Genomic DNA, 25,942 nt, shown 5'->3' on the forward strand with positions numbered 1-25,942 from the left:
TTCAAGTCGCAGTCTAGTCGCATGCGAATTCACCATCTGAACCTCGCGTCCATGCGCGAGATCGAGTCCCTCGACGGCCGGCCGGCGGCGCGCGCGGTGTGCCACGCGCTGCTGATCGAGACGCCCTCCTCCGGACTCGTCCTGGTCGAGACCGGGCTGGGCCTCGACGACGTGGCCAAGCCCCGCGAAATGCTGGAGCACGAGTGGACGGAGCTCGTCCAGCCGCTGCTCTCCCCCGGCGAGACGGCCGTACGGCAGATCGCCGCGCTCGGGCACGACCCGCGCGACGTACGGCACATCGTGCTGACCCACCTGGACGTCGACCACAGCGGCGGCCTGCCCGACTTCCCCGATGCCCAGGTGCACGTCATGGAGGCCGAGCTGGAGGACGCCATCGACCAGGCCCCGAACCGCCGCTACCGCCCCGGCCACTGGGCGCACTCGCCGAAATGGGTGACCTATCCGGGCACGGGCACACGGTGGCTGGGCGTGGACGGCGTACGACCGCTGACGGGGCTGCCCGAGGACATCCTGCTCGTGCCGCTCGACGGGCACACGCGCGGGCACGCGGGGGTGGCGGTCAACGACGGCGGCCGCTGGCTGCTGCACGCCGGGGACGCGTACTTCTACCACGGCGAGTTGGAACGGCAGCCCCAGCCGCACCCGCTGATGGACGTCGTGCAGGTCAGCGCCCAGGTCGATCCGGAGCGCAGGGTGTCGAGCCAGGAACGCCTGCGCTCGCTCGCACACGAGCACAGGGTCGCGGTCTTCTCCGCCCACGACCCCTGGGAACTGTTCGATTACATACGGTAGTTACCATTGGCGGCATGGAACTGTTCCCGGCCATGCCGCTGGCCGAATGGGCCGAGACCAAGGAGACCTTCCACAGGTTCGCGCAGATCGTGGGGAAGATCCGGCTGTCGTCGAGCAACCGGCGCAACCACTGGTGGCAGGTGCCCTTCCATCCGACCGGGCGCGGGCTCACCACGCGGCCGATGGGCGGGCTGAGCGAGCAGCCGCTGTTCAGCATCGACTTCGACCTCGTACGCCATCGGCTGGTGGTGGACGTGCTCGATGGGCGCAGCGCCGAGTTCAGCCTGATCGGGCGGTCGGTGGCGTCGTTCTACGAGCGGCTCTTCGAGACGCTGGCGGGGCTGGGGATCCGGCCGGAGATCTGGGCGGTGCCGTTCGACCTCAGTGACGACACGCCGTTCGCCCAGGACACCCGGCACGCCCAGTACGACCCGGTGCTGATCAACCGCTACTGGCGGATCCTGTCCCAGGTGGCGCAGGTCCTCGACCGGTTCGCCGCGGGCTTCGCCGGGAAGATCTCGCCGGTGAACCACTACTGGCACACGTTCGACATCGCGGTCACGCGGTTCACCGGGCGTGTCGGCCGGGTCTCGCCGGACGCCGACCCCGTGACCCGGGAGGCCTACAGCCGGGAGGTCATCAGCGCGGGCTTCTGGTTCGGTGACAAGGAGCGGCCGTGGCCCGCGTTCTACTCCTACACCGCGCCGGAGCCCGCGGGCCTGGAGCGCGAGCCGCTGCGGCCCGGCGAGGCCGAGTGGTTGCCGGCACACGGCGGCCACCTGGCGATCCTGCGGTACGACGACGTCCGCGCGATGGGGAATCCGGTCGCGGGCGTGCTGGAGTTCCTGGAGAGTGCCTATCAGGCGGGCGCCAAGCTGACCGGACTGGACACGGAGGCGGTGGCCTCTCCCGGCGGCATTACGGACCCCTACTACGCGAAACACTGAGCGCCCGCCCTCCGAGGAGGACGGGCGCTCAACGCGTGAGTACCGGTGTGCAGGTCGCCTCTCGGCGAAACGCTCAACGCGGCTCCAGCCGAACGGTAGTCCGCGAAGGCAATAGGTGAGGCCCGGGGACACTGGACACACCGGCCACGGTCTATGTAACCACACCGGCCCGCCGAACATTCCCCGACGCGACGCGAATTTAGCCAGTCCGCCCAGATCGGGCAGGGATGCCGGCCGGGCCGACGACGGCGACGTCACGCACGAGGAAGACGCGCCGTGCGACTGCGGGGCGTGGGGTCCTCGTAGAGGTCCGTCACCCGGTCTCACCGGCTCTCAGGGCGCCGTGCAGGAAGAGGTCCACCAGCTCGGCCGAGGCCAGTGGGGAGGGTCCCCGGCCGGCCGCCATGACCAGGAACTGGAACGCCTCGGCCAGGCGCTCGGGGTCGAGCCTGAGGCTGTCGCGCTCGGGCTCGAACAGCCCGACCAGCACCTCCCGGGTCGCCGCCATGGACTGCTCCCGCCCGGAGAACCTCCGGCCCTCTCCCCCGGACGCACCGCGCTCCTCTGAGGACTCCCCGGCGCCGCCCAGCAGGCGGGGGTCGCGGCGGAGGCCGCCCGAGGCGGCGAGCGCGCCGGCGACGGCGCCCATCCGGGCCAGGTAGCCGCGCAGCGCCTCCGACGCCTCGACCAGCCGCTCCTCCAGCGGCTGGTCCAGCGAGATCGACGCCACATGCGCGAGCGTGTCGTCGGGGCGCAGCGCCTCCGCCATGCACGCGGCCAGCAGTGCGTCCTTGTCGCCGAAGGCACGGAAGATCGTGCCCTCGCCGATGCCCGCCGCGCGGGCGACCTGGGCGGTGGTCACCGAGGTGCCGTACTCCACCACCAGCGGTAAGGCCGCTCTGACGATCATCTCGCGGCGCTGTTCCGGGCTCATCGCCGGCGCACGCCGCCGGCTCGTCGGGTTCGTCATGCCTTCGAGAGTACGGAGTGAGTACTCACTCCGTCAATCCCCGTTTGACTTCACCCAGGCGGTTATCTGGAAGACATGGGGAACACGTCCCGGGCCAGGGGCGGGCCAGTCGATTCGCCCTTCGCCCTGCCCACCGGCCTGCTCGGCCACCTGGCGGGGCTCTTCATGCTGGTGACCAACCGCCAGGCCGAGCTCCTGCCCTGCCTCGGCATAAGGCCCGGCGAACACGTTCTTGAGGTCGGGTACGGGCCGGGTGGCCTCCTCAGGCTGCTCGGCAGGACACCTGCCGCGCGGGTGTGCGGCGTGGACCCGTCACCCGAGATGCGTTCGCAGGCCACCCGCCGGGCGAAGGAGGCCGACGTGCGGGTGGGGACCGCGGAGGACACCGGATTCCCCGGCGAGAGCTTCGACTGCGTGGTCGCGGTGAACAACGTGGCGCTCTGGCCCGACCTGGACGCCGGCCTGCGGGAGCTGCGCCGCGTGACCCGCCCCGGAGGCCGGGTGGTCATTGCCTGGCACGGCGGCGCGTCTCCTTCCCTGATCGCCCGCCACCTGCTCCTGTCCGAGGACGAGTTGGCCCGGATCCGGCGCGCGTTGGAGGAGACGTTCGACGAGGTCGAACGGAAAGAACTGAAGAGCCTGACGGTGTTCCGGGCTAGGGTGATCGCCCATGGCGACGGTCCTGGCATTCCACGCGCATCCGGATGACGAGGTGTTCCTGACCGGCGGCAGGAATGGTACGTCGAGTCGGAAGTAGGGTGACGGGCATGCTGGTGTGGATCAACGGGCCCTTCGGCGGCGGCAAGACGCAGACCGCGTACGAGCTGCACCGGCGGCTCCGCGGAAGCGTCGTGTGCGACCCCGAGCACGTCGGCTTCGGCCTGCACAGGATGACCCCGCCCGCCCTGCGCTCCGACTTCCAGCACATGCCGGCCTGGCGCCAGGGCGTCTTCGAGGTGCTCGACCTGGTCCTGTCCAGGCACGACGGCGTGGTCCTCGCGCCGATGACGCTGGTCGAGCCCGCGTACCACGACGAGATCCTGGGCCGTCTGCGCGAGGCGGGCCACGACGTGCGCCACTTCGCGCTGCTCGCCGGCCGGGAGACCGTGCTCAACAGGCTGCGGGAGCGCGGGATGAGCCCAGGACTCAAACGCGAGGCGTTCGCGGTCTCCAGGCTGGACGAATGCCTGGAGAGGTTGCGCGGGCCGGAGTTCGCCGAGCACGTCGACACCGAGCGGCTGACGGTGCCGCAGGTGGCCGACCGGGTCGCGGCCGCCGCGGGTCTCGCCCTGGCCCCCAACACCGACGGCCCGCTACGCCATCGGCTGCGGCGGATCGGGATCAGCCTGCGGCACGTCAGGTTCGGCTGAGAGCCGCGCGATCTTGCCGTGCAGGTAGCGCTGCTGCGGGAAGCTGGTCGTACGCCTGGCGGCCTCCTCGTAGGAGACGCGGGCGGCCGCGTGGTCGCCGGCCATCTCCAGCAGGTGCCCGCGCACCGCGTGCAGCCGGTGGTCGCCCATGAGGGGCTCTTGGAGCCGTTCGAGCAGGTGGAGCCCCGCGAGGGGGCCGCGTGCCATGGCCACGGCGACGGCGTGGTTGAGCGCCACCATGGGGTTGCCGGAGATGCGCATCAGCAGCTCGTACAGCGCCACGATCTGGGGCCAGTCGGTCTCCTCCGCGCTCGGCGCCTCGTCGTGCACCGCCGCGATGGCCGCCTGGAGCTGGTAGGGGCCGGGTGAGCCCCGCTTGAGCGCGTCGGTGACGAGTTCGACGCCCTCCTGGATGGAGTGGGCGTTCCACAGGCCGCGGTCCTGCTCGGCCATCGGGATCAGCGCGCCGTCGGGGCCCGTGCGCGCCGGTCGCCGCGCGTCGGTGAGCAGCATGAGCGCGAGCAGCCCCGCCACCTCGGGATCGCCGGGGAGCAGCCGTTGCACCATGCGGGCCAGTCTGATCGCCTCCGCCGCAAGCTCCGCGCGCTGCAGGTCGGGCCCCGACGTGCTGGCGTACCCCTCGTTGAAGATCAGGTACAGCACGTGCAGCACCGCGCCCAGACGTTCCGCGCGCTCCTCGGCCCTGGGCAGGCTGAAGGGCAGGCCACTGTCCTTGACGCGCTGCTTGGCCCGGGTGATGCGGCGCGTCATGGTGCCCTCGGGCACGAGGAACGCGCGGGCGATCTCCGCGGTGGTCAGGCCGCCGACCGCGCGCAGGGTGAGCGCGATCTGCGAGGACGGCGACAGTGACGGGTGGCAGCACATGAACAGCAGGACGAGCGTGTCGTCCGCACCGGAGACCGGCTGGTCGGCGGCCGGGGCCAGCCATTCGTCCGACAGCCTCCAGGCCGCCACGGTGTCCTCGCGGCGCCGGCGCGCCTGCTCACTGCGGAGCAGGTCGGTCAGCCGGCGCGAGGCCACGGTGATCAGCCAGGCCCGCGGATTGTCCGGTACGCCCTCCTCCGGCCACTGCAGCGCGGCCGCCAGCAGCGCTTCCTGGGTGGCGTCCTCGGCGGTGGCGAAATGCCCGTAACGCCGTACAACCGCGCCGAGGACCTGCGGCGCCAGCTCGCGCAGCAGGTCCTCGTTCTCCACACCGTCGATCAGAACCCCAGGTCCGCACTGGATTCGATGACGGGCCGGACGTCGGCATAGAGGGTGTCGGCGGGATCGCCGGGGTTCGGGCACTGGCCCAGGCGGGCGGCGATCTCGGTGGCCCGGTCGAAGCTCTCGCATTCCACGATCCAGTAGCCGGCCAGCACCTCCTGGGTCTCGGCGTACGGCCCGTCGGTCACGAACGCCTCGCCGCCGCGTGAGCCGAGCCTGCGGGTGTGCACGGGAGCGGCGAGCGCGCGAGTCTCCACCAGCTCGCCCGACTCCTCCAGCTCCTTGTTGAACGCCTCCATGAACTGGTGCATGGCCGCCACAGCCTCCCCGGACCAGCCGGACCGGCCGGTGTCCTTGCCGGCCATGGCGTCGTAGTCCTGCTGGGACCCGTACGAAAGGATCATGTACTTCATGGTGATCGTGTCCTCTCTCGTGTGCCTCTCACCAGGTACGTCGGGGCCACGCCCGTTCACCGGACACCTCTACGATGCTAAGCATGCCTTTTGCGACAGCCGTGGACGGCGTCAAGCTGTCCTACCAGGTCCGCGGCGGCGGGCAGCCCCTCGTGCTCCTGCAAGGACAGGCCAACAACCACCACTGGTGGGATCCCGTACGCGCCGGCTTCGAGGAGACCTTCCGCACCATCACGTTCGACTACCGCGGCACGGGCGACAGCGACAAGCCCGACGAGCCGTACACCACGCGCGGCTTCGCCACCGACGTGCTGGCCGTGCTCGACGAGCTGGGCGTGGAGCGGGCGCACGTGTACGGGACGTCGATGGGCGGCCGGGTGGCCCAGTGGCTGGCGGCCGACCACGCCGAGCGGGTCGGGTCGCTGGTGCTCGGCTGCAGCTCGCCGGGGGGCACCCACGGGATCGAGCGGGACAACGACGTACGCAGGTCGCTGGCCCAGCCGGACCGGGCGGCTGCCGAGCGTGCGCTGCTGGAGCTCATGTACACACCTGCCTGGCTGGCCACCCACCCGGGCCCGTACCACACGGTCGGCGACCCGGCCATGCCCGCGCACGCCCGCCGCCGCCACCTGGCGGCCAGCGCGGGCCACGACAGCTGGGACGCGCTGCCCTCGATCGCCGCGCCCACACTGGTCGTGCACGGCACCGACGACGTGTTCAACCCGGCGGCCAACGCGCCGCTCCTTGCCGGGCGCATCCCTGGGGCGGAGCTGCGGATGATCGAGGGGGCGCGGCACGCCTATTTCGAGGAGTTCAGGGAGATCGCGAGCCCTCTGGTGCTGGAGTTCCTGCTGCGCGGGTGAGGCGGGCGGCCAGCGCGTGCAGGTGCGCGGCGAGCTCGGGCGGCTCGTGCACCTCGAACTCGCACCCCAGCGCCAGCAGATTGAAGGCGAGCCAGTCCAGGGTGTCGCCGCGCATGTGCAGCCGGGAGCGCTCCCCGTCGGCCGGGGTGACCTCGCCCAGCGCCCTGATCGCCTCCGTGGGCCGGGCGTGCAGCGTGACCCCGGCCCTCAAGCCCACTGCCTCGCCAGCGACACGAGGTCAGGGGCGGACAGGTGCGGGGCGCTCATCACGCTCGGGTACGACACGCCACGCCGCGACAGCCACGCCCCCGACAGGCCGGCGCGCTGGGCGCCGTCGATGTCCCACGGGTGCACCGCGACCAGGACCGCCTGGTCGGGCCGCACACCGGCGCGGCCGACGGCGTAATCGTAGGCCGCCCTGGCCGGCTTCCACGCCCGGGGGCCGCTCACGTCCAGCGTGGCCTCCACCAGGTCGAGCAGCCCCTCGCGCCGCAGGATCCCCTCGGTCATGGCCGCCGCGCCGTTGGTCATGGTGAACAGCCGGATGCCGCTCTCGCGCAGCAGCCGCATCCCTTCGGGGACGTCGGGATGCACGCGCAACTCGGTGAACCCCTTGAGCACGTGGCTCACCGCCTCGTCCCCCGAGCCCATCTCCCTGAGCACGTCGGCGGCGATCTTGGCGAACTCGGCGAAGCCGCCGGCCGCCGTGATCGCGAACCCGTCACGCAGCACGCTCGCGAACCACGTCCCCATCTGCTCGCCTGTCAGCCCCACCTCCTCGAACCTGCTCCGCATCGGCTCCATGTCGGTGAGCGTCTCGTTCACATCGAAGATCACTACCTGCGGCTTCATGGTTTTCCCCTTCTGAGAGAGTCGAGTGCGGCGGACGCGCCCTTGCGCAGGGCGGCCGGGTCCGCGCCGGCGCGCGAGCGGAGGTTCACCCCGTAGGCCAGCAGGGTGAGGGACTCCGCGGTCGCGTCCAGGTCGAGGCCGTCGCGGAGCTGTCCCTGGGCCCCGGCCGCCTCCAGTGCCGTGCTCATCGTCGTGCGGAGCCGGTCGTGGTGCTGGTCCAGCAGGCGGCGTACGTCCGGATCCGCGTCTTCGGCGTTGGCGTTGGTCGCCATGCAGCCCCAGCGCGCGTGCTCGCCCGCGCACCTGGTCTGGATCAGACGGTCGAAGAAGGCCTCGATGGCGGGCAGCCCGCGCCCGTCGTCGGCCAGGGTCTGGAACATCGGTTGCGAGCGCCGCTCGACGTAGCGGCGTAGCGCCTTCACGTACAGGTCCTGCTTACCACCGTAGGTCGCGTACAGGCTGGAGCGGCTGAGGCCGGTCGCCGCGATCACCTCCGCGATGCCCGTGGTGGCGGCGCCACGCTGCCAGAACAGGCGCTCCACCTGCTCCAGCACCGCGTCGGGATCGAAATGTTTCACATCTGGCACGACTCCATCTTGGAACAATCGGTCCAAGATAGTCAAACAGGCCCCCAAACGGGAACACGACACGATCCGGCACCGCGCCGCGGACAATTCGGTTGCCCGCGCTTCCGGGAGCTTGCTACGTTCGCGGCTATGTCCAGCCCCGAGGCATCAAGACGCTAGCCACCGGTCATCCGGTGGCTGTTTCGCGCTGACGCCCGGCTCTCCGCGAGCCGCGCGGATCATCGTGATGCGGCCGGTTCCTCTACGGGGCAGGACCTCTTTCCGGCCTGCCCGCTTCCTTGTCGATCCTCGATGCGGTCGCGGAGTTCTTTCATGCCATTCGCTGTTTACCTGCTCGGACTGGCGGTCTTCGCCCAAGGGACGTCCGAGTTCATGCTGTCCGGGCTCGTGCCGGGCATCGCGCGGGACCTGCACGTGTCCATCCCCGCCGCAGGGCTGCTGACCTCGGCGTTCGCCGTCGGGATGGTGGTGGGGGCGCCGCTCATGGCGGTGCTGAGCCTGCGCTGGTCCCGGCGGTTCGCCCTGATGGGCTTCCTGATCACGTTCCTGATCGCGCACGTGGTGGGCGCGGTCACCACCAGCTACGGCGTGCTGTTCGGCACGCGGGTCGTCGCGGCGCTGGCCAACGCCGGGTTCCTGGCGGTGGCCATGGCGACCGCCATGTCGCTCGCGCCGCCGAACGCCAAGGCGCGCGCCACCTCCGTCCTGCTCGGCGGCGTCACGATCGCCTGCGTCGCGGGCGTGCCGGGCGGCGCGCTGCTGGGCGAGGTTTGGGGGTGGCGGTCGGCGTTCTGGGCGGTGGCCGCCGCGCTGGTCCCGGCCATCGTCGCCGTGCTCCGGTCCGTGCCGTCCGGCGCTCCTGATTCCGCGGGTACGAGCGCGCGCGGGGAGTTGCGGGCGCTGCGGCGGCCCCGGTTGCTGGTGCTCCTCGTGCTGGGCGGCCTGGTGAACGGCGCCACGTTCTGCACGTTCACGTACCTCGCGCCGCTGCTCACCGGCGAGACGGGGATCGGGTCCTCCTGGATGCCGTTGATGCTGGCCCTCTTCGGGCTGGGCTCGTTCGCGGGCGTGACCATCAGCGGGCGGGTCGCCGACGTGCGGCCGGTCCGGCTCCTGGCGGTCGGCGGGGTGGCGCTGGCCGCCGGCTGGGCCGTGTTCGCGGTGACGGCCGGGGCTCTGGTGCCCGCGATCGTGCTCGTGTTCGTCCAGGGGACGCTGTCGTTCGCCGTGGGGTCCACGCTGGTCTCGCAGGTGCTCTACGCGGCCACCGGCGCGCCCACGCTGGCCGGCGGGTTCGCCACGGCCGCGCTCAACGTGGGGGCGGCGGTCGGTCCATGGGTCGGCGGGGTGGCCATCGGAGCGGGGCTCGGGTTGCGGTCGCCGCTGTGGGTGAGCGCGCTGCTGGTGGCCGCCGCCCTGGTGCTCTACCTGGGCAATCGGTATTTTGTCTGGGTTGCATCACGTATGACCTAACTTGGCCGATATGCAGGCCTTCGGCTACCAGAGTGAGCGCCATGTCCGAGGTCTTCATGCTGGCCCTGTGGGTGGGGTTGCTGTTCAACGCGGCGCCGGGTGCGGTGTTCAGCGAGTCGTTGCGGCGGGGTGTGCGGGGCGGGTTCGGCCCCGCGTTCGCGGTGCAGGTCGGCTCGCTGGCGGGCGACGCCGTATGGGCGCTGCTCGGGCTGGCCGGGGTCGGGGCGCTGTTCACCGTTCCGGCCCTGCGCGTGCCGCTGACGGTCGTCGGCTGCCTCCTGCTCGCCTGGCTCGGGCTGACGGGGCTGCGCGACGCCGCCTTCCCGCGTCCCGGCGCTCCCGGCGGCGTTTCGGGGCGGGGCGGGGTGACCGTCGGGGCCGCCATGTCGCTCGGCAACCCGTGGAACGTCGTCTACTGGTCGGGCGCGGCCGGCGCGGTCAGCTCCGTGCTGGGCCAGGACGCCGGCCTGGCGAGTCTCGCCACCTTCTTCACCGGCTTCATGACCTCCTCGCTGGCCTGGTGCTTCGTCTCCGCGGGGCTCATCGCCCTGCTGCGCAGGGCCCTGCCGCCGCTCGCCGTACGGATCCTGGAGGCGGGGTGCGGGCTGGCGCTGCTCGTTTTCGCAGCCCTCCTCGCCGCCCGCCTCCTATGAGCTCCGGGAGAGGAGCCCCATCGACGAGGCGAACGTGTTTCGCGCCCACATGCCCAGGCGGTTCTTCGGCACCATCATGCGAACGTTCGGCCCGATCTGCTGCTTGCGTCTGACCAGCTCCCTGTGCCCCTCCTCGTACCTGCGGAAGGCGACCTGGTGGTCGGAGGCGCTCGCGAGCTCCTCCGCGAGCCGGTACGCCCCCACGACGGCCAGCTCCGCCCCGGCCCCCGATGCCGGGGACGCGCAGTAGGCGGCGTCCCCCACGAGCGCCACCCGCCCGGACGACCAGGACGGCAACCGCACCTGGCTCAGCGCGTCGAAGTAGAGCTCGGGATCGGCGAGCGCCCCTTCGAGCAGCTCGCCCACCCGCCACGACGTCTCGTGACCGAACGCCTCCTTCAACAGCGCCCTGTGCTGCTCGACGTCGCGATGGTCGCACTCCAGCGGCTCCGACCTGAAGATGAAGTACGCCTTCGCCTGGTCGTGCTTCCCCGACCGGTAGAGCCCCGCCATCTTGCCCGGCTGGTTGTACATCGTCACCCACCGGTCCTCCCCCAGCGCGGCGTCCGCGTTCGCGAACGCGAAATAGTGCCCCATGTGCCGCAGGAACCCCGCCTCGGGCCCAAAGGCCAGCCGCCGCACCGAAGAGTGCAGCCCGTCAGCCCCGATGACCAGATCGAACCGCCGGGTGGCACCTCCCTCGAAGGACACCGTCACGCCGCCGCCGTCCTCCTCCATCGACCGCACGGAGTCGCCGAAGACGTACTCCGCCTCCGGCGCGGCCACCTCGTGCAGCAGCGCCACGAGGTCTCCCCGCATGATCTCGATCTCGCCGCTCCGGCTCATGTTCATCCGCGCCACGGCCCGGTCCGACGCGTCGACGAACTTGATCCCCCGCACGTCCGCCGCCGCGGCCCTGACCCGCGGCATGATCCCCATCCGCTCGGCCACCTCGGTCGCCTGGTCCCGCAGGTCCACCCCGTTGCCGCCCACGCGCAGCCGCGGCGCCCGCTCGACCACCGTGGGCCGCATCCCATGCCTGGCCAGCCAGTACGCCAGCGTCTGCCCGGCGATGCTCGCTCCGACCACCAGAATCTCGGCCATCAGTTCTCCTTCCTGACCATCGGTCAGTACGAGACTATAGACTCCCGACCCTCGGTCAGACAAGGTCTAGAATCGGCGGCGTGACGGACGACACTCGCTCGCGGATCCTCCAGGTGGCGCTCGACCTGTTCGCCGCGCAGGGCTATCACGCCACCTCGATACGCGAGATCGCGGAGCGGCTCGGGCTCACCAAGACCGCGGTCCTCTACCACTTCCCCAGCAAGGACGAGATCGTCGCGGCCCTGGCCGAGCCTCTGCTGACCGACATGGAGTCCGCGATCGACGCGGCCAACCGCGCGCCGGGAAGCGACGAGCGCCAGAAGCGGTGGGCGGTGATCGAGGGCCTGCTCGACGTCTGGCTGGCGCACCGCGACCTGCTGAGGCTGCAGATGCGCGACCTCGCGCTGGCCTCGGAGGGGTCGGTCTTCGAGCGTTTTCGAGACGCCGCCTACCTGGCCCAGCACCTCATCGCCGGCCCGCTCGCCGACCACGTGGACCGCATCCGCGCGGCGCAGGCGTTCGGCATGCTCAGCGACCCCGTCGTGATGTTCGCCGACCTGCCGGCGGAGATGTTGCGGCCCGCCGTACTGGCGGGGGTGGAACGCCTGCTGGAGGAGCGTCCGGAGCCCCAGAAGGCCCGCCGCCGCGGCAGGCCGGGGGCGATGATGCCGGAGGCGGTCGAGCGGGCCAGGCGCATGCACGCCTCGGGCGAGCACACCGCCGCCGAGATCGCCCGCCTCCTCGGCGTCTCACGCGCCACGCTCTACCGGCACCTGCCGCCGCACTAATATTGAGACGCTTTTCGCGACACTTTTGAGACGGAGCTTGGGGGTACCAGGAGGTGAAGATTGTCTGACACGGGCGATAAATCGGTGGTGTGCTGATATGCGCCAGAGCTACGGTTGTCGCAGGTCAGCAAGTGGACATGCCGTTGTCGGCGCGCTGTCCCTGCGGACCCGCGGCTCACCCGTACGGAATCGACCGACGGCGAGGCGATGGTCACCACTGGCGCCGTCCTGACGCCCCAGACGATCGCGAGCCGCGGGTCCTGGCCTCTCAGCGACCGGCGAAGCCGTCGAGAGCCGCGAAGATCTCGTTCTTGAGCGTCTCGCTCCCGGTGTGCCCGGAGTCGTCGACGACGACCAGCTTGGCGTCCGGCCAGGCCTTGGCCAGCTCCCAGGCCGTCTCAAGCGGGCTGCTCAGGTCGAGGCGGCCGTGGATCAACACGCCGGGGATCCCGGCCAGCCTCCCGGCCTCGCGCAGCAGCACGCCCTCCTCCAGCCAGGCGGCGTTGGAGAAGTAGTGGGCGCAGATACGGACCAGCGCGTGCAGAGCCTCGGGCGGGCGGTCGCTGTAGGCGTTCTTCTTTCCGTTGGGCTCCGCGGAGATCACCGCGTCTTCCCAAGCTGTCCAGTCGTGGGCGGCCTTCGCGCGTACCTCCGGGTCGGGGTCGGCCATGAGCCGCGAGTACGCCGCCAGCAGGGCGAAAGTGTTGCCGTCGCGGTCGGCCTCGGGCACGCCCCGCCTGAACCGCTCCCACTCCTCCGGGAAGAACCGGCCGACGCCGCGGTAGAGCCAGTCGATCTCGGAGCGGCGCGTGCTCGTGACCGCCACGATGACCATCTCCGACACCCGCTCCGGATGGGCCTCCGCGTAGGCCAGCATCAGCGTCGAACCCCACGAGCCGCCGTACAGCAGCCACTTGTCGATGCCGAGGTGCTCGCGCAGCCGCTCCATGTCGGCGATCAGGTGGTGGGTGGTGTTGGTGCTCAGGTCGGTGGCGGGGTCGCTCGCGTGCGGCAGGCTGCGGCCGCAGTTTCGCTGGTCGAACAGGACGATCCGGTAGCGCTCCGGGTCGAACGTTTTGCGGATCGAAATCGAGCATCCCGATCCGGGGCCGCCGTGGATCACGAGCGCCGGCTTTCCCTCCGGGTTTCCGCAGACTTCCCAGTAGACGAGATTGCCGTCGCCGGTGTCGAGCATGCCGTGGTCGTACGGCTCAATGGGGGGATACATGGAACGATCTTATCGAGGCGTCCGCGGCGGCCAGGCGGACCGCCGCGGACGTGGGTCTTAGGCGACCTTGGAAGAGGGAGCCGTCCAGGTGTTGCACGATCCGGGGTCGCCGGTGGCGAAACCGCGCTTGGACCAGTCACGCCTGGTGGACGTCTTGCCGTACGCGCGGTCCTCACCGCGGGCGTCGCCGACGATCATGCTCAGGTAGTAATCCCAGTCCTTGGTGGTCCGCCCCTCCATGGGCCAGACGCTCTTCAGGAAGGCGGCGGCGAGGCAATCCTTCTGGAGCTGGTAGCGGCGCATCTGCTCCCAATACTCGGCCTTGCCGCTGTACCGCACGGCGTTATAAGCGTCCTCGATCCCCGTCAGATTCTGAACGTGGTACCCGTACATGTAGGCGGTCGTCTCGAACAACCAGAGGTCCTCGGGATCGTTGAGCCAGTTCTTACCGATCTGGACGAACAGCGTGCGGTTCTTTTCGCAGTACCACATCTGCGAGTCGTCTTTCATCGGCTTGAAGCCGCAGGTCTTGGGGATCTTGGCGACGTGCCGTACCTTGATCTCGGAGTAAGTCAGGCCGGCGCCGGTGAGGTGCTGTTCCCAGGTGGTTTCCAGGCAGGCGACGACCGCGTCGACGTAGGCGCGGGCCAGCTTGCGGTCGCCCCGCTTGACCTTCGGCTCCGTGCAGGTCGTCGTGGGCAGCGGGCCCGCGTCATAAAGTGAGTTGGCGATGAGCTTGGGGTGCTTGACGGGATATGCGGCGGCCTCGGCGGTGGCCGTACCGGCTAAAGGCGCCATGAGGGCAGCCGCCAGCGCGGCTGTCATGAGAAGTTTCACGAGGCGTGAGAATAGGACCTCGCGCTGATGAGGGCTAGATCCGGCGGAGAAGTAGGGACTTCGACATGGACGGCAGGCATCCCGCACTCGCCCGGCTCGATCTCCTGGTCGGCCGGTGGACGGTTCAGCCGAAGGTGGACGGCCTCGGCAGCGCGTGGGCCGAGTTCGCCTGGCAGGACGACGGCATGTTCCTCCGCCAGTTCACCGACGCCGAGCCGCCTCCGCCCACCGCTCCGCAGGTGTGGCGGGACAACGCGCCGTTCCCGACCGTCTCCCTGATCGGGCTCGACGACGCCACGGAGGAGCTCACCATGTTGTACGCCGACGCGCGCGGTGTGCACCGGGTCTACCGGATGACGCTGGAGGGCGGCGAGTGGCGGATCTGGCGGCACGCGCCCGGCTTCAACCAGCGCTTCCACGGCACGTTCAGCGCCGACGGCGACACCGTGGACGCGCGGTGGGAGATGTCGGAGGACGGCCAGACCTGGAACCTCGACTTCGAGCTCACGTATGTGCGGGCGGTTCAGACAAGCACGTAGTCGAGTAGGCGGAGGTGCTCGTCGAGGTCCGGAGAGAAGGAGTCGTATATGTCGTCGCATCCCGTACGGCGGTCGCTGTTCCTCCACGCGCCGATCCGGCGCCGGCCGCGCGCGATGCTCGAACAGATGCTGGCGCTCGTGGACGACGACACTCCACCGCAGGGCCCGGTCGAAACGCTGGAGCGGCGGCTCGCCGATCTGCTCGGCAAGGAGAGCGCGCTGTTCTTCCCGACGGGGACGATGGCCCAGCAGGTCGCCCTGCGCGTCCACGCCGACCGCCGCGGACGCCGCGCGTTCGCCGCCCACCCGCACTCCCATCTGGACGTGTGGGAGGAGCAGGGCTACAACGCGGTCCACGGCCTGTGGTTCCGCCGCGTCGGCGACCCGTACGAGCTGATGACGGCACAGGACCTGGCCTCGGTCGGCGAGCCGCTGGCGGCGGCCGTCTGGGAGCTGCCGCAGCGCGACCTCGGCGGCCTGCTCCCGCAGTGGGACGATCTTTGCGAGCAGGTCGCACTCGTACGGGCCACCGGCGCCGCCACCCACCTGGACGGCGCCCGCCTCTGGGAGGCGCAGACCTACTACCGGCGGCCGTTCGCCGAGATCGCCGCCCTGTTCGACTCGGTCTACGTGTCGCTCTACAAGAGCCTGCAGGGTGTGCGGGGCGCCGTGCTCGCCGCGGACGCCGGCACGGTGGCCGCCGCCAGGGTGTGGCGGCAACGGCTCGGCGGCGGCATCCCCGACGCCTGGCCCCTCGCCCTCGCCGCCCTGGCCGGCCTGGACACCCTGCTCCCCCGCATGCCCGCCTACCGGGACCACGCGATCGCCATCGCGGCTGCCGTCAACGCCGACGGCCTCGCCCGCGCCCACCCGAACCCACCGCAGACCCCGATGTTCCACATCCACCTGCCCGCCCCGCGGCGCGCCGTCGAACAGGCCGGGGAGGCGCTCCTGGCCGAGCACGGCGTTCAGCTCTGGGGCCGGGTCCGCTCCGGCCCCGATCCGGACCGGTGCAGCTTCGAGGTGACGGTCGGGGAGAACGCGATGGAGTTCACACCGGACGAGGTGGTCGCCCTCCTTCACGACCTGCTGGCCCGCGCCTCTTAGCGGAAGTCGCCGGCGTGGTCGGCGGCCCACTGACGGAACGTACGCGCCGGCGTCCCGGTTATCTCCTCCACCGCGGAGGTGATCAATCCGGAGTGAGGTCGCGTCTCTGCGCTGGCCAGCAGGGCTTCCACCAGCGCCGGCGGCCTTCCGTCCGCGAGCATCTGCTCGCGTGCGATCTCCACGGGCACCTCCTCGAAACGCAGCGGGCGTCCGACGGCCTCCCCGATCGCCCGTACCTGCTGGGCCCTGCTCACCACCTCCGGCCCGGTCAGCACGTACGTCGCACCCGCGTGTCCGTCATCGACCAGCACGCGCACCGCCACGGCCGCCACATCGCGCGGGTCGACCACGGCGGTGGCCGCGATGTCCGGACCCCGTACGACCCCGGTGCCGCGGATCTGCGCCGCCCACCCGCGCGTGTTGGAGGCGATGGTGTTCGCCCGCAGGAAGGTCCACTGCAGGCCGGACTTTTCGATCAGGCTCTCCATGTCGGCGTGGAGCTGGTTGATCGGGTCGCTCTGCTGCTCGGCTTCGGCGTTCACTCCCGACGACGAGAGGTAGACGACCCGGCGGGCATGGCCCTGGATCGTGTCCAGTACGGCGGAGGCGCCTTCAGTGGTGAGAAAGGGCCAGACCAGGAACACCGTCTCGACGCCCACCAACGCTGGCTCCAATGTGTCCGGCTTGGACAGGTCCCCTTCCGCCACCTCCACCCCCGCTGCAAGCCGGCGTGCTTCCCTTACAAGCGCGCGCACCGGGCGACCGACGGACACAAGCTGGGCCACTATCTCCTGGCCGACGTTTCCCGTCGCACCAGTCACAAGAATCCTGTTCACTCCCCATGACAGCCTCGGATGTGGCGGCGCTATTCCTACGGGGGCAGTCACCTCGCTGGCGAAGTACCCCTGCGATACTCCAGCGCATGAGCACGAGCATGCAGCCCCGTCCGATCAGCCCCGACCGCCCGACGCAGTGGGCGCTGCGCTCCGCTGAGCCGGGAGACGTCGAGGCGATCGCGGAGTTGCGGGCAACGGTGCTACGCGCCGACCTGCAGCGGCTGGGTCGATTCGACGAGCACCGGGTCCGGCAGCGCTTCCGGGACTCCTTCTCCTCGGACCACACGTCGATCATCGTGGCCGACGGCGATTTCGCGGGTTGCGTGACGTTGCGGCCGGGCGAGGACGGATGGTGGTTGGAGCACTTCTATCTCGCCCCGGAACTCCAGGGCCAAGGCCTCGGCTCGGCCGTGCTGCGAACTCTGCTGGAGCGAACCGACGCCGAAAACGCGACTGTCCGCCTGAACGTCCTGCAGGGCAGCGCCGCACGGCGGCTGTACGAACGCCACGGGTTCACCGTGGAGACTCAGGACCCGATCGACATCTTCATGGTGCGACAACCGGCTTTCGCCCCGGGAGGGAAGCCATAAAGCCGGGGCATCACCGGGTGTGCCTTCCGCGGCCACGTCGTACATGACCATCGCCACCGGCCGGCCCCAGGAGCCTGGCCAAGAGATGGGCGGGGTCCCATAGGCTGCGGCCGTGATCAACGTGGTGGAGTGGACGAGGCTGGAACCGTGGAGGGTCGCTCGTGCCCGGACTGACCGCGGTGAGACGGTGATCGTCAAGTGGATGGGTCCCCACTCCGGACGAGGCACGCATACCGAGGCATGGCGGCTGCGTACGGAGGTGGCTGCGCTCAGGTTCCTGTCGGAGGACCTCGAGCTGAGCCTTGCTCCGCGGGTACTGGCGGAGGACCTGCCTGCCGGGCGCGTCGTGCTGGAGGATCTCGCGCCACGGACCGCGCTGGACGGGCTGCTGCGCCGTGACGGTGCCGACGCGCACATGGTACGGCTGGCCGCTTTCGCTCGCGCACGGGGCGAGCTCGGCGCCTCCACCGCCGGCGGGGCGGAGCTGTACTACCGGCGTCGGAGCAGTCTCGGGGCTATTGACCCGGACGCCGACCGGCTTCGGTACGCTGCCCGGCTGCGCAAGGAAGGGCTGCGGGAAGCCGCGATGCTGGGGGTGCCGGTCAGCGGGGCGGCCGAACGTGAGCTGGACGTGGCGCTGGCGGAGCTGGCCGATCCGGGGCCGTTCTTGGTGCTCAGCAACGGTGATCCGGAGGCCAACAACGTCCTGGTGCACGCCGGCGGCCCTCCTGACGCGCGCCTGATCGACTTCGAGTTCGCCGGGTTCACCCACGCCCTGCACGATGCCGTCTGCCTGAACGTTCCCGGCCCGGCCTGGATGTCGGTGGGCACCCCTGCGCGGGGGCGCGGGTCGGCGGCAGGCCCGGAGCCGGCCGAGGTCTACCGGCGTGCTCTGGCTGCCGGGGTGCCGCAGGCCGAGGACGAGCGACGTTATGGCGTGGCCCTGGCGGCGGCGTGCGTGGCATTCGCGCTGGCCCGCCTGCGGCGCCTGCCCGTACTGGATGCCCGGCCGTCCGGCGACGACAGCCGAACCCAGCTCGTCGCGATCCTGGAGGCCGCCGCCCACACTGCTCAGACCCATCGGGCCTTGCCTCAGCTGGCCGGCTTGTGCCGCCATCTTGCCGAAGCCATACGCCGCCGCTGGCCCGACGCAGACGTGGACATCACCGCACTGGCCCCCTACACACCCCGCCGTCGCTGACCGGCCTGTCCGACTTGGGGACGTCAGAAGTCACAGCCCGGTGGAGCCGTCGATGAGTTCGCGGAGAATGTCCGCGTGCCCGGCATGCTGAGCGGTCTCTTCGATCATGTGCGTGTAGATCCACCTCAGCGACATCCGGCCGAGTCTCTTGGAGGGCACCGTGTCGTCGAGGGCGAATCCCGCCGCGATGTCACGGCTCTCCTGGCACACCTTGTCGTACTCGGCGATGAGGTGATCGAGGGTGTCGTCAGCCCTCAGCTCCCAGCTTTGGTCGTCACCTCTTGAGTTGCCGGGGATGTCGGCGGGATCGCGCTGTGCCAGGTGGCGCTGGAACCAGTTCCTTTCGACCGCGGTCAAATGCTTGATCAATCCCGCCAGCGTGGTCATCGAGGGCACGATCCGCCGGCGCGCGGCTTCCTCCGGGACGCCCACGACCTTCGCTTTGATCTGTCTGCGCTGGCAGTCCAGAAACGCTTCCAGGACTTCACGTTCAGTCCCGGTGCTGACCAGTTCTTCCGGCCACAACGGCGTGGACACGACCGTACCTCCGCATTTTTGCCGACAAGCATTCATAATCGGGCTCTTCGCCGGTTCCGGCCACCCGAACGGTGAACCTGATCGTCAGCCGAATCCGCCGCGTCCGCCAAGCCCGCTACGGCTCGTTGAAGGGCCGCCCGGTAAATCCTCTGAGATGTGGCCACGGGGAGACATTGACCGAGTACGGGCTGTTTCGTAGGTTCAGAGGGCTTGTTGGACGGCATCGCCAGGAGGCGACCATGACAGCACAGTCCAGCACCACACCGCCTTGGCCGGATCTTCCACCTGGTCCGTTCGGGACTTCCTCACCCGAGCTGGCCCGCAGGCTCGCCGAGGCTCCCATGGAGCCCATCACGATGCCGAGCGGAGACCGCGTACCCATGATCGTCAGGTACAAAGACGTCCGTGCTGTTCTCGCCTCGCCGGACAGCAGCCGCAACCTGCGGGCACCCGGCCTGCCCAGGATGGTCAGCGGCACCGCCCTGGAGGATGACCCCGCGGCGCTGATCAACCAGGACCCGCCGGAGCACACGCGCTACCGCCGCATCATGCAGGGCGCCTTCACCCCCAGGCACATTGAGCGCTGGCGGCCTCGCGCGGCGGCGATCGCCGACGAGTTGATCGACGCGGCCGGCGAGGAGTTCGACGTGGTCGCCGATTTCGCCCTGCCGCTGCCCGCGCGGGTGATCTGCGAGATGCTCGGCGTCCCGATGGACCGGTTCGAGCAGTTTCGCGGCTGGACGGAGATGTTCCTGTCCACTTCCGAGGCGAGCAGCGAGGCCAGGGGCAAGGGATTCGCCGCATTCATGGCGTACGCCGGCGAGCTGATCGCGGAGCACCGGGTCAGGCCGGGCGATGACCTCATCGACCTGCTCATCGAGGCGCGGGACGGGGGAGACAGGCTGAGTGAGGCTGAGCTGACCCACATGGTCTTCACGCTGATCATGGCCGGGCACGAGACCACTGCTTCGATCATCATCCGTGGCACGTTCCGCCTTCTGTGCCACCCCGAGCAGTACGCGCAGCTGGCGGCGCGACCCGAGCTGCTGGAACCGGCGGTGGAGGAGATCCTGCGCTGCGAGGGTCCCGGGGGGAACGGCCTGCTCCGGCTGGTCACCGAGGACATCGAGCTGTCCGGCGGCGTGATCCCGGCGGGCACCGTCGTGCTGCCCAACCCCACGGGCGCCAACCACGATCCGTCGGCGTTCGGCGATCCACGGCGGTTCGACATCCGCAGGTTCGCCGGGACGGAGGTCGAACCGCACATGTCGTTCGGCCACGGTCCCCACTACTGCCTGGGGGCGAACCTGGCCAGGATGGAGCTGCAGGAAGCCTTCCGCGCCTTGGTGACGCGGCTGCCCGGCCTGCGTGCGCAGGAGGACCTGTCCACGCTGCGATGGACCGACGACGGGCTGATCTATCGCCCGCTCCGGCTCCTGGTCAAGGGTGGCTGAGGCACTTCTGGTACGGGCATGGCGCTCGCGGCCCGCAGCGGCGACACCAGTTCGCCGGTCTCTGGATAGAGGGCGCCTGCCAGTTCGGCGCCGCCGACGAGCGGGATGCCCCTGCCATCTGCGGCCTTGAGTTGTCTGACCGTCTCCAACGGGTCGCCGGCGACCAGCTCCACGGCCGGGCCGGGGCTCTGGCCCAGGGTGCGGGAGAAGACCAGGTGCCGCAGGCGCGGGTAGGCGTTCGCGCCCTGGTCCAGGCCTACCTGATAGGAACGGCGCCCTTCCAGGACGGTGTCGAAGCGCGTGCCCTGCGCGGTGACGCCGACCGCCTGGGCGGGCGCCCTCCGGCAGCGTTTCGGGATAGTCCGCGATGACGTGATCGAGATAGTCCTGCGTGACAGTGAAGATCCGGCCCATTGGGTCGCCTCCGTCGGGCCCGGCGATGAAACCGTCGAGGGTCGTGGCGATGTAATACGTCAGCGTACGCATAGCGGGGCATCACCCCCGAGGGGCTTCGAGAGCCGAGCCCACCCGTGCGCTGTGCCGCATGAAGCCGACCGTCTGCGCTCCAAGGATGAGCACGCGGCTGGCGACCAACGCCATCCACAGGCCGACCAGCCCCCAGGCCGCCGCCGCAGGAGTCATCACCAGAACGAGCATGCCATTTCCCGCGATGGCCGAGCCCAGGGTCCAGGTCGAGCGCTTGAGTCCCGTCAGGCTGTAGGACATCACGATCCCGCAGTCGTTGGCGAGAGCGCAGGCCACCAGCAGCGGCAGCAGGACGAGAGCCAGGGCGAGCACCGTGGAATCCGAGGTGAACAGCCCAAGCACCACCTCGCCGAGGAAGAGCAGCACAAACCCGCCGGCGAGCACTCCGCCGGCCGCGATCGTCAGGGCCGCTCGGTTGAGTCGGCGGACGTCGCCAGGTGACGCGGCTCTGGCGATCTCCGGCGTCACGGCCTGTGCGACAGCGAACGCGACCAACCCGAGGAACCCCTCCAGCGATGTGAGGATCGCATGGGCCGCAGCCCCCTGGGCTCCTGTCCGCGCGGCGGCGTAGGTCACGCCGCCCAGGACTGCGAACTTGATGACCAGCGTGGCGGACATTGGGATGCCTACCTTGGCCATGCGTACGATCTCACGCGGCCGAGGACGTCCAGGCCACAGAGACTGCCCGGTCAACTCGGGTATGCGCAGCAAGAGGACGTTGGACACGGTGACAGCCAGGGCGGTGGATGCCAGGAGCGCGATACCGGTGCCCTGGATGCCCATCCTGGGCACCAGCGTGAGGTGCAAGATGACCCCCACGGCTGTGCCTGACAGGCTCGACCAGAGCACCAGCCGGCTGCGTCCCAGCGCGATCAGCATCCCGTTGGCGCCGCTGCCCGCTGAAAACAGCAGCACTTGGAGAGCCAGGAGCAAGGGCAACATCCCGAACTCGGCCGCCACCTCATCGGGCACCCCGCTGACCCGCGCGATCAGGGGGACACCCAGCATGACGACCGCGCCGGCCGTACCGAGCCCCATGGTCAGCCAGCGCGCGTCTTTCAGGATGGGCAGCGCCTCAGCGGGACGGTCGCGGCAGGCGGCGATGAACGGGGCCATGCCACGCAGCCCGCCAGACACCGCGGCCGTGACCGGGGCGAGTACCGCATTTGCGAGCGCGAAAGCCGCCAGTTGGGTTGTCGCCTGGCCGCCGTACTCAGCAGGAAAACCAGATGTCCTTCACCTGTGCAGCAGCATCCTGAGCAGATAGTCGTGTGACGTCCACTTGGATGTCGCTACCCGTGAAATCGTCCTGCTGGTCGTGCAGCGCGCGGAACTCCTCTGGTGTCAGGTACACAGGCCGGGTCCCCGCTCATCTCTCCGCCTCGCGGAAGTCCACCTCGAGCTTCAGAATCAGCATGTCAGGCAGTGAGGCTCGATAAAGCTCGGCGGTGCTGTCCGTCAGCACATCCACGATCACCACGTCGATGTCGTCGTCCAAGAAGTTCCGGGCCAACGCACACCCGTTAAGCACCCCCAGTCGTTGCTGGCGAAGCCCTTCCAGACCGTTCCATGGCGCGGTATGGCCGCTGACGACCAGATGCCGAACATCGTCGATGTCGATGAGGGCAGCACATGGTCGTCCTTGGGCAACGAGGCGACCGATCGTGCTCTTGCCCACCGCCGGCGGTCCCGTCAGAACCAACGCTCGCACAATCTGATCCTCTCGCACGAGCACCCCAGCCACGCGTTCCCACCTACATGAGCCTCTACGGCCACAAGAAAGCCCCGCCTGGAATTCCGGGCGGGGCATTTTTTGCGTTTCAGGACGTTTTACCTGTCACGTACTGCTGCCACCACGGCAGTTTGGCGGTTGAGAGGACGTCCTCGCACTGACAGTTCCCACAGCCCGGTGTCATCACCAATCTCCTCGCCTCGGGGGAAGGCGGTTGTACCCGCGTGACCACGTTTCTAGCCTGGCCAACGTGCCAGAACTTCGAATTCTCGCCGCAGAGCTACAGCTCGGTGACATCGTCGAAGGCTGGGAACGAACCGAACCCTTCAACCCCCTCTACCCGTGAAGACCTCGGCCTGAACGAGGCCGCCTGGCGGGCCATGCTCATCCAGGTGCGCCTGAGCCAATGATCACCCGCGGGTAGCCGCCCCGCCGGCCTCGTTCGTGTCGGTCGGGTCAAATCAGGTTTGGCACTCGCAACGTTGCGGTACGTTGTCGAGCGCTACAGAGCGTAGTCAGGGGGGAGTTCCCTGCAATCCGACAGGAGATCTCGATGCGCATCACCGCAGCACTGACCGGCGGCCTCCTGGCCGCAGCAGCCGCCTTCATTGCCGTCGCTCCCGCCGCGTCGGCAACAACCTCAGCCGCTCCGGCTGTCACCCGCCACAAATGCAAGGCGGGCGGTGGGACCGTTACGAAGGCTCAGGCTCCTGCCCAAGGTCGCGTATGCAGTGGCGGCACGCACGACGGAGAGCAGATCCGCAAGAAGGCAGCCCAGTGACGGCGAAGACCTGCTGACCTGAGCATTCCTGGGCGGGCCCCTTCCGAGGGGCCCGCCTCTCGTTATGCGCCCCCGAGCCCGGATTCGACCCATGTGTCCCACCAGCGCTGAGTGGCTACGGAGTAGCCGTCGCGCTGCTTCCTCAGCCGTTCGGGGACGACCTCGTCACCTTCCAGCGGGCTGAGGTCCACGGCGCTTGGCCGCCTGCATGGCGGTCAGCCGGTGGACATAGAACCGCTGCCGGCACAACCAGCACGTGCGGGATCAGACCGATCCAAGCCAGCGGCTCGAACACGCCCCGGCGGGGCGGGCGTCAGCGCATCGGACGGCCGGGCGCGGGGCGGGCGCGGGGCCGGCGCAGCAGCAGCACCGCGCCCAGCAGGAACAGCAGCCCCACTCCGGCGGCCGTGCCGCCCACGGCCACGTAGGACATGTCGATCGGCGGGTGGGTGGTCGGTGCGGCGACCGGTCCGCCACCGAGGTACTTCTTCCCCTTGTACGGGGCGGCCGCGATCTCGGCTTCCTTGGTCGCGCCCGCCGCCCGCACCGCCGCCGCCGCGTCGATCAGCCCGAAGCCGAGAAACACGTTGTAGCCGGCCGGCGGCTTCCTGGCGGTCCGCACCAGGATGTCGCGCACCTGCCGGGGCGTCAGGTCGGGGTTGCGGGACAGCATCAGTGCCGCCGTGCCCGCCGAGAGCGCGCAGGCGGGAGAGGTGCCGTCCCCCGACCGGTAGCCGCCGCGGTTGTCGGCGGCGTAGATGTCCACGCCGGGTGCGCTGATCGTGTTGTACGTGTGCACCTGGGAGAACTCCGCCCGCACGCCGTTGGGCGCCATCGCCGCCACGGCGACCACTCCCGGGTACGCGGCCGGGTAGGAAACGACGTTGTTCGCGTCGACCTCCAGCGGGTCGGTGGATCCGCCGTTGCCTGCGCTGGCCAGCAGGATGGCCCCCTTGCCGAGGGCGTAGTCGACGGCCGCGGCCGTGAGGTCCTCGTAGCCGCTGCCGAAACCCCACTCGTCGGTGCCGAGAGACATGGAGATCACCCGGGCGCCCTTGTCGACGGCGTATCGGATGCCCTTGGCCAGCGCGGTGCCTGCTTTGATGCTCTCCTTGTCGGCGGCGACGCGGCCGGACTTGGCGGCGGCCTCCGCGCGCTTGCGTGCCGGGTCCTCGTGATCCCAGATCACCCGTACCGAGAGCACCCGAGCCTGGGGGGCGACGCGCAGCACGCTGGAGGCCATGGCGGTGCCGTGCGCGCCCCAGTACGACTGCCCCGGCCGGGCGCCCCCGCCGATGAAGTCGGGGCCGTTGGTCACCCGTCCTCGGAATTCCGGATGGTTCTTCATGACCCCTGTGTCCAGGACCGCGACGGTGACCCCCTTGCCCTGTCCGAGCCGCTGCGCGGCGGGCACCTTCATGGCCTGCAGTTCCCAGCCCTGCGGCGCCTCGGCCACCGCCGGCGCGGCAGTGGCCGCGACCAGGCCGGCGACCAGCACGGCCGCGCAGGTCAGCCTGCGGATCATGCTCCCACCTTCCGGCTCTCGGCGTACAGCCGGGTGGCGAGGCTCTCCGCGAGCCCTTGGGCGGTGTACGCCCACGCCTCACGGTCCTCCTGCTGCTGGAAGGCCCTCCTGCCCCACGGTTCGGGCAGCCGTCCGGACCTGCGGCCGTCCGCCGGCCCCGTGGTGACCGCCACGAACATGGGCGCGTCCCCAACGGTCCGGCCGCCGCTCCCGGTGCGCGCGGAGTCCTTCCACTGGGTGCCCGGCGCGGCGAGAGCACGTACCGCGTGGTCCGGCTTCTCCTGCGCCTCACGCACGATGTCCGCCAGATCGGTGCCGGCGTTGGGGTCGCGGAAGGCAACCAGGGCCACGGTCGCGGCCGTCCCTCCGGTGTCGTCCACGTACGTGGCGCGTATGGCCGCGACGCAGCCCCGCTCGGCGGCGATCCTGGCCAGCTCGCCGGAGAGCGCCGCCCGGCAGGAGGTGTCGGAAGAGATCGCGGCTCTGGTCCAGCCGCGCTCGTCGTTCGGGGAGGAGTATCCCTTGTCGGGGTGCTCCCGGCCGAGCTGCGGCGGGAACAGCTTCTCGACGGGCACGTTGCGCCACAGTTCCTTGGCGTACTCCGAGTTGTGGATGGTCTGCCGGCTGTTGGAGTAGGCGTGCGCGATGAGCGCGCCACCGCCGAGCACGGCCAGCAGGCCGAAGCCCGCGATGACGAGCCCCAAGACGACCCGCCAGGCGCTGCGTCCAGGCCGCGCCGGCCCTGCCGGTGGCTGTGGGTGCTGGTACGGACCGGCCTGCGGCTGCCCGGGTGCGTCATACGGGTGGGAAGGCCCGGAGGGCGGCTGAGGGGGATGGAGCCCCGGCCCGGAGCCGGACGGGGGGTACATCATCGTCTCTCCTGTCGTGCGAGCCGGCCGATCAGGGATGGAGCACTGTTCCGTTTGAACCCTTATGATCGATTTGTGCGCTCTGACCCTATCGGTCTGCCACACGAACCGGGCCGCAGCCCGCTCGTCACCTTCCGCCGCAGCATCGAGGACAGGCGCC

29 protein-coding genes are annotated in these 25,942 nt (G+C 70.1%); 14 read left to right on the forward strand and 15 right to left on the reverse strand.

Annotated elements, in window-relative coordinates; genetic code table 11:
• Positions 1–21: 21 nt before the first annotated feature.
• Both ACQPWU_RS53660 and ACQPWU_RS53665 read left to right on the forward strand, forming a co-directional pair.
• Positions 22–813 carry an MBL fold metallo-hydrolase gene (locus ACQPWU_RS53660; protein WP_433434725.1) on the forward strand — a complete coding sequence of 264 codons (792 nt, stop codon included), beginning with the start codon at positions 22–24 and terminating at the stop codon, positions 811–813.
• A 14-nt stretch (positions 814–827) separates the two neighbouring features.
• Positions 828–1,760, forward strand: a complete 933-nt coding sequence (locus ACQPWU_RS53665; RefSeq protein ID WP_433434727.1) for a DUF5996 family protein — start codon at positions 828–830, stop codon at positions 1,758–1,760.
• Positions 1,761–2,073: 313 nt separating this feature from the next.
• On the opposite strand, the gene ACQPWU_RS53670 is transcribed toward ACQPWU_RS53665, so the two are convergent.
• On the reverse strand, positions 2,074–2,730 hold the full coding sequence (locus tag ACQPWU_RS53670) for a TetR/AcrR family transcriptional regulator (RefSeq protein ID WP_433434729.1): 657 nt from the start codon (positions 2,728–2,730) through the stop codon (positions 2,074–2,076).
• A 75-nt stretch (positions 2,731–2,805) separates the two neighbouring features.
• On the opposite strand from ACQPWU_RS53670, the gene ACQPWU_RS53675 reads away from it, so the two are divergent.
• Both ACQPWU_RS53675 and ACQPWU_RS53680 read left to right on the forward strand, forming a co-directional pair.
• Positions 2,806–3,438 (forward strand): class I SAM-dependent methyltransferase, encoded by a 633-nt coding sequence (locus tag ACQPWU_RS53675; protein ID WP_433434731.1) that lies wholly within the window; start codon positions 2,806–2,808, stop codon positions 3,436–3,438.
• 59 nt (positions 3,439–3,497) lie between these two features.
• Positions 3,498–4,100 (forward strand): AAA family ATPase, encoded by a 603-nt coding sequence (locus tag ACQPWU_RS53680; protein ID WP_433434733.1) that lies wholly within the window; start codon positions 3,498–3,500, stop codon positions 4,098–4,100.
• Here the strand turns inward: ACQPWU_RS53680 and ACQPWU_RS53685 are convergent.
• Both ACQPWU_RS53685 and ACQPWU_RS53690 read right to left on the reverse strand, forming a co-directional pair.
• A complete protein-coding gene (locus tag ACQPWU_RS53685) occupies positions 4,044–5,315 on the reverse strand; it encodes an RNA polymerase sigma factor (protein WP_433434734.1) in 1,272 nt (423 codons plus the stop codon). The genes ACQPWU_RS53680 and ACQPWU_RS53685 overlap by 57 nt on opposite strands.
• Positions 5,316–5,323: 8 nt before the next feature.
• Positions 5,324–5,740, reverse strand: coding sequence for a YciI family protein (locus ACQPWU_RS53690; protein ID WP_433434736.1), 417 nt, complete (start codon positions 5,738–5,740; stop codon positions 5,324–5,326).
• Positions 5,741–5,823: 83 nt separating this feature from the next.
• Between ACQPWU_RS53690 and ACQPWU_RS53695 the strand changes: the two genes are divergently transcribed.
• Positions 5,824–6,603 (forward strand): alpha/beta fold hydrolase, encoded by a 780-nt coding sequence (locus tag ACQPWU_RS53695; RefSeq protein WP_433434738.1) that lies wholly within the window; start codon positions 5,824–5,826, stop codon positions 6,601–6,603.
• Here ACQPWU_RS53695 and ACQPWU_RS53700 read toward each other — a convergent pair.
• The 3 genes from ACQPWU_RS53700 to ACQPWU_RS53710 are packed head-to-tail and all read right to left on the reverse strand — an operon-like array spanning position 6,554 to position 8,042.
• A complete protein-coding gene (locus ACQPWU_RS53700; protein WP_433434740.1) occupies positions 6,554–6,814 on the reverse strand; it encodes a WYL domain-containing protein in 261 nt (86 codons plus the stop codon). The genes ACQPWU_RS53695 and ACQPWU_RS53700 overlap by 50 nt on opposite strands.
• Positions 6,811–7,455, reverse strand: a complete 645-nt coding sequence (locus tag ACQPWU_RS53705) for a haloacid dehalogenase type II (protein ID WP_433434742.1) — start codon at positions 7,453–7,455, stop codon at positions 6,811–6,813. The genes ACQPWU_RS53700 and ACQPWU_RS53705 overlap by 4 nt, the downstream gene beginning before the upstream one ends.
• Positions 7,452–8,042, reverse strand: a complete 591-nt coding sequence (locus tag ACQPWU_RS53710) for a TetR/AcrR family transcriptional regulator (RefSeq protein WP_433434744.1) — start codon at positions 8,040–8,042, stop codon at positions 7,452–7,454. Before ACQPWU_RS53710 ends, ACQPWU_RS53705 begins: the two co-directional genes overlap by 4 nt.
• A 312-nt stretch (positions 8,043–8,354) precedes the next feature.
• Between ACQPWU_RS53710 and ACQPWU_RS53715 the strand changes: the two genes are divergently transcribed.
• Both ACQPWU_RS53715 and ACQPWU_RS53720 read left to right on the forward strand, forming a co-directional pair.
• On the forward strand, positions 8,355–9,515 hold the full coding sequence (locus tag ACQPWU_RS53715; protein ID WP_433434746.1) for a Cmx/CmrA family chloramphenicol efflux MFS transporter: 1,161 nt from the start codon (positions 8,355–8,357) through the stop codon (positions 9,513–9,515).
• 41 nt (positions 9,516–9,556) lie between these two features.
• Positions 9,557–10,168 (forward strand): LysE family transporter, encoded by a 612-nt coding sequence (locus ACQPWU_RS53720; RefSeq protein ID WP_433434748.1) that lies wholly within the window; start codon positions 9,557–9,559, stop codon positions 10,166–10,168.
• On the opposite strand, the gene ACQPWU_RS53725 is transcribed toward ACQPWU_RS53720, so the two are convergent.
• Positions 10,163–11,272, reverse strand: a complete 1,110-nt coding sequence (locus ACQPWU_RS53725; protein WP_433434750.1) for an FAD-dependent monooxygenase — start codon at positions 11,270–11,272, stop codon at positions 10,163–10,165. The genes ACQPWU_RS53720 and ACQPWU_RS53725 overlap by 6 nt on opposite strands.
• An 80-nt stretch (positions 11,273–11,352) precedes the next feature.
• Here ACQPWU_RS53725 and ACQPWU_RS53730 point away from each other — a divergent pair, with 80 nt between their 5' ends.
• Positions 11,353–12,060 carry a TetR family transcriptional regulator gene (locus ACQPWU_RS53730; protein WP_433434752.1) on the forward strand — a complete coding sequence of 236 codons (708 nt, stop codon included), beginning with the start codon at positions 11,353–11,355 and terminating at the stop codon, positions 12,058–12,060.
• 268 nt (positions 12,061–12,328) lie between these two features.
• On the opposite strand, the gene pip is transcribed toward ACQPWU_RS53730, so the two are convergent.
• Together pip and ACQPWU_RS53740 are read right to left on the reverse strand one after the other, a co-directional pair.
• Positions 12,329–13,288, reverse strand: coding sequence for a prolyl aminopeptidase (pip, locus tag ACQPWU_RS53735; RefSeq protein ID WP_433434754.1), 960 nt, complete (start codon positions 13,286–13,288; stop codon positions 12,329–12,331).
• A 57-nt stretch (positions 13,289–13,345) separates the two neighbouring features.
• Entirely contained in the window at positions 13,346–14,125 is a 780-nt protein-coding gene (locus ACQPWU_RS53740) for a neutral zinc metallopeptidase (protein WP_433434756.1), read from the reverse strand.
• Between the two features lie 65 nt (positions 14,126–14,190).
• Here ACQPWU_RS53740 and ACQPWU_RS53745 point away from each other — a divergent pair, with 65 nt between their 5' ends.
• Both ACQPWU_RS53745 and ACQPWU_RS53750 read left to right on the forward strand, forming a co-directional pair.
• Positions 14,191–14,664 (forward strand): hypothetical protein, encoded by a 474-nt coding sequence (locus ACQPWU_RS53745; RefSeq protein WP_433434758.1) that lies wholly within the window; start codon positions 14,191–14,193, stop codon positions 14,662–14,664.
• A 48-nt stretch (positions 14,665–14,712) separates the two neighbouring features.
• Positions 14,713–15,771, forward strand: a complete 1,059-nt coding sequence (locus ACQPWU_RS53750; RefSeq protein ID WP_433434760.1) for a threonine aldolase family protein — start codon at positions 14,713–14,715, stop codon at positions 15,769–15,771.
• On the opposite strand, the gene ACQPWU_RS53755 is transcribed toward ACQPWU_RS53750, so the two are convergent.
• Positions 15,768–16,607, reverse strand: coding sequence for an NAD(P)H-binding protein (locus ACQPWU_RS53755; RefSeq protein ID WP_433434762.1), 840 nt, complete (start codon positions 16,605–16,607; stop codon positions 15,768–15,770). The genes ACQPWU_RS53750 and ACQPWU_RS53755 overlap by 4 nt on opposite strands.
• Before the next feature lie 86 nt (positions 16,608–16,693).
• Between ACQPWU_RS53755 and ACQPWU_RS53760 the strand changes: the two genes are divergently transcribed.
• Positions 16,694–17,197 (forward strand): N-acetyltransferase family protein, encoded by a 504-nt coding sequence (locus tag ACQPWU_RS53760; RefSeq protein ID WP_433434764.1) that lies wholly within the window; start codon positions 16,694–16,696, stop codon positions 17,195–17,197.
• A gap of 112 nt (positions 17,198–17,309) precedes the next feature.
• Positions 17,310–18,398 carry a hypothetical protein gene (locus ACQPWU_RS53765; protein WP_433434766.1) on the forward strand — a complete coding sequence of 363 codons (1,089 nt, stop codon included), beginning with the start codon at positions 17,310–17,312 and terminating at the stop codon, positions 18,396–18,398.
• 30 nt (positions 18,399–18,428) lie between these two features.
• On the opposite strand, the gene ACQPWU_RS53770 is transcribed toward ACQPWU_RS53765, so the two are convergent.
• Positions 18,429–18,935: a DinB family protein gene (locus ACQPWU_RS53770; protein ID WP_433434768.1), complete on the reverse strand. Its 507-nt coding sequence runs from the start codon at positions 18,933–18,935 to the stop codon at positions 18,429–18,431.
• Positions 18,936–19,174: 239 nt separating this feature from the next.
• Between ACQPWU_RS53770 and ACQPWU_RS53775 the strand changes: the two genes are divergently transcribed.
• Positions 19,175–20,389, forward strand: coding sequence for a cytochrome P450 (locus ACQPWU_RS53775; protein ID WP_433434769.1), 1,215 nt, complete (start codon positions 19,175–19,177; stop codon positions 20,387–20,389).
• 495 nt (positions 20,390–20,884) lie between these two features.
• On the opposite strand, the gene ACQPWU_RS53780 is transcribed toward ACQPWU_RS53775, so the two are convergent.
• Together ACQPWU_RS53780 and ACQPWU_RS53785 are read right to left on the reverse strand one after the other, a co-directional pair.
• Positions 20,885–21,991, reverse strand: a complete 1,107-nt coding sequence (locus ACQPWU_RS53780) for an MATE family efflux transporter (protein WP_433434771.1) — start codon at positions 21,989–21,991, stop codon at positions 20,885–20,887.
• Positions 21,992–22,244: 253 nt separating this feature from the next.
• Positions 22,245–22,619, reverse strand: a complete 375-nt coding sequence (locus tag ACQPWU_RS53785; RefSeq protein ID WP_433434773.1) for a hypothetical protein — start codon at positions 22,617–22,619, stop codon at positions 22,245–22,247.
• Between the two features lie 541 nt (positions 22,620–23,160).
• On the opposite strand from ACQPWU_RS53785, the gene ACQPWU_RS53790 reads away from it, so the two are divergent.
• Positions 23,161–23,388, forward strand: coding sequence for a hypothetical protein (locus ACQPWU_RS53790; RefSeq protein WP_433434775.1), 228 nt, complete (start codon positions 23,161–23,163; stop codon positions 23,386–23,388).
• A gap of 313 nt (positions 23,389–23,701) precedes the next feature.
• On the opposite strand, the gene ACQPWU_RS53795 is transcribed toward ACQPWU_RS53790, so the two are convergent.
• Positions 23,702–24,913 carry a S8 family peptidase gene (locus tag ACQPWU_RS53795; protein WP_433434777.1) on the reverse strand — a complete coding sequence of 404 codons (1,212 nt, stop codon included), beginning with the start codon at positions 24,911–24,913 and terminating at the stop codon, positions 23,702–23,704.
• Entirely contained in the window at positions 24,910–25,785 is an 876-nt protein-coding gene (locus ACQPWU_RS53800; RefSeq protein ID WP_433434778.1) for a hypothetical protein, read from the reverse strand. Before ACQPWU_RS53800 ends, ACQPWU_RS53795 begins: the two co-directional genes overlap by 4 nt.
• Positions 25,786–25,942: the final 157 nt, after the last annotated feature.

The organism is Nonomuraea sp. CA-141351, assembly GCF_050944675.1.
Taxonomy (GTDB): domain Bacteria; phylum Actinomycetota; class Actinomycetes; order Streptosporangiales; family Streptosporangiaceae; genus Nonomuraea.

Bases quoted from the DNA above. Each gene is read 5' to 3' on its own strand.
- ACQPWU_RS53660 (WP_433434725.1), top strand. From the start codon at position 22: ATGCGAATTCACCATCTGAACCTCGCGTCCATGCGCGAGATCGAGTCC.
- ACQPWU_RS53665 (WP_433434727.1), top strand. From the start codon at position 828: ATGGAACTGTTCCCGGCCATGCCGCTGGCCGAATGGGCCGAGACCAAG.
- ACQPWU_RS53670 (WP_433434729.1), bottom strand. From the start codon at position 2,730: ATGACGAACCCGACGAGCCGGCGGCGTGCGCCGGCGATGAGCCCGGAA.
- ACQPWU_RS53675 (WP_433434731.1), top strand. From the start codon at position 2,806: ATGGGGAACACGTCCCGGGCCAGGGGCGGGCCAGTCGATTCGCCCTTC.
- ACQPWU_RS53680 (WP_433434733.1), top strand. From the start codon at position 3,498: ATGCTGGTGTGGATCAACGGGCCCTTCGGCGGCGGCAAGACGCAGACC.
- ACQPWU_RS53690 (WP_433434736.1), bottom strand. From the start codon at position 5,740: ATGAAGTACATGATCCTTTCGTACGGGTCCCAGCAGGACTACGACGCC.
- ACQPWU_RS53695 (WP_433434738.1), top strand. From the start codon at position 5,824: ATGCCTTTTGCGACAGCCGTGGACGGCGTCAAGCTGTCCTACCAGGTC.
- ACQPWU_RS53705 (WP_433434742.1), bottom strand. From the start codon at position 7,455: ATGAAGCCGCAGGTAGTGATCTTCGATGTGAACGAGACGCTCACCGAC.
- ACQPWU_RS53715 (WP_433434746.1), top strand. From the start codon at position 8,355: ATGCCATTCGCTGTTTACCTGCTCGGACTGGCGGTCTTCGCCCAAGGG.
- ACQPWU_RS53720 (WP_433434748.1), top strand. From the start codon at position 9,557: ATGTCCGAGGTCTTCATGCTGGCCCTGTGGGTGGGGTTGCTGTTCAAC.
- ACQPWU_RS53725 (WP_433434750.1), bottom strand. From the start codon at position 11,272: ATGGCCGAGATTCTGGTGGTCGGAGCGAGCATCGCCGGGCAGACGCTG.
- pip (WP_433434754.1), bottom strand. From the start codon at position 13,288: ATGTATCCCCCCATTGAGCCGTACGACCACGGCATGCTCGACACCGGC.
- ACQPWU_RS53745 (WP_433434758.1), top strand. From the start codon at position 14,191: ATGGACGGCAGGCATCCCGCACTCGCCCGGCTCGATCTCCTGGTCGGC.
- ACQPWU_RS53750 (WP_433434760.1), top strand. From the start codon at position 14,713: ATGTCGTCGCATCCCGTACGGCGGTCGCTGTTCCTCCACGCGCCGATC.
- ACQPWU_RS53760 (WP_433434764.1), top strand. From the start codon at position 16,694: ATGAGCACGAGCATGCAGCCCCGTCCGATCAGCCCCGACCGCCCGACG.
- ACQPWU_RS53775 (WP_433434769.1), top strand. From the start codon at position 19,175: ATGACAGCACAGTCCAGCACCACACCGCCTTGGCCGGATCTTCCACCT.
- ACQPWU_RS53780 (WP_433434771.1), bottom strand. From the start codon at position 21,991: ATGGCCCCGTTCATCGCCGCCTGCCGCGACCGTCCCGCTGAGGCGCTG.
- ACQPWU_RS53790 (WP_433434775.1), top strand. From the start codon at position 23,161: ATGCGCATCACCGCAGCACTGACCGGCGGCCTCCTGGCCGCAGCAGCC.
- ACQPWU_RS53795 (WP_433434777.1), bottom strand. From the start codon at position 24,913: ATGATCCGCAGGCTGACCTGCGCGGCCGTGCTGGTCGCCGGCCTGGTC.
- ACQPWU_RS53800 (WP_433434778.1), bottom strand. From the start codon at position 25,785: ATGATGTACCCCCCGTCCGGCTCCGGGCCGGGGCTCCATCCCCCTCAG.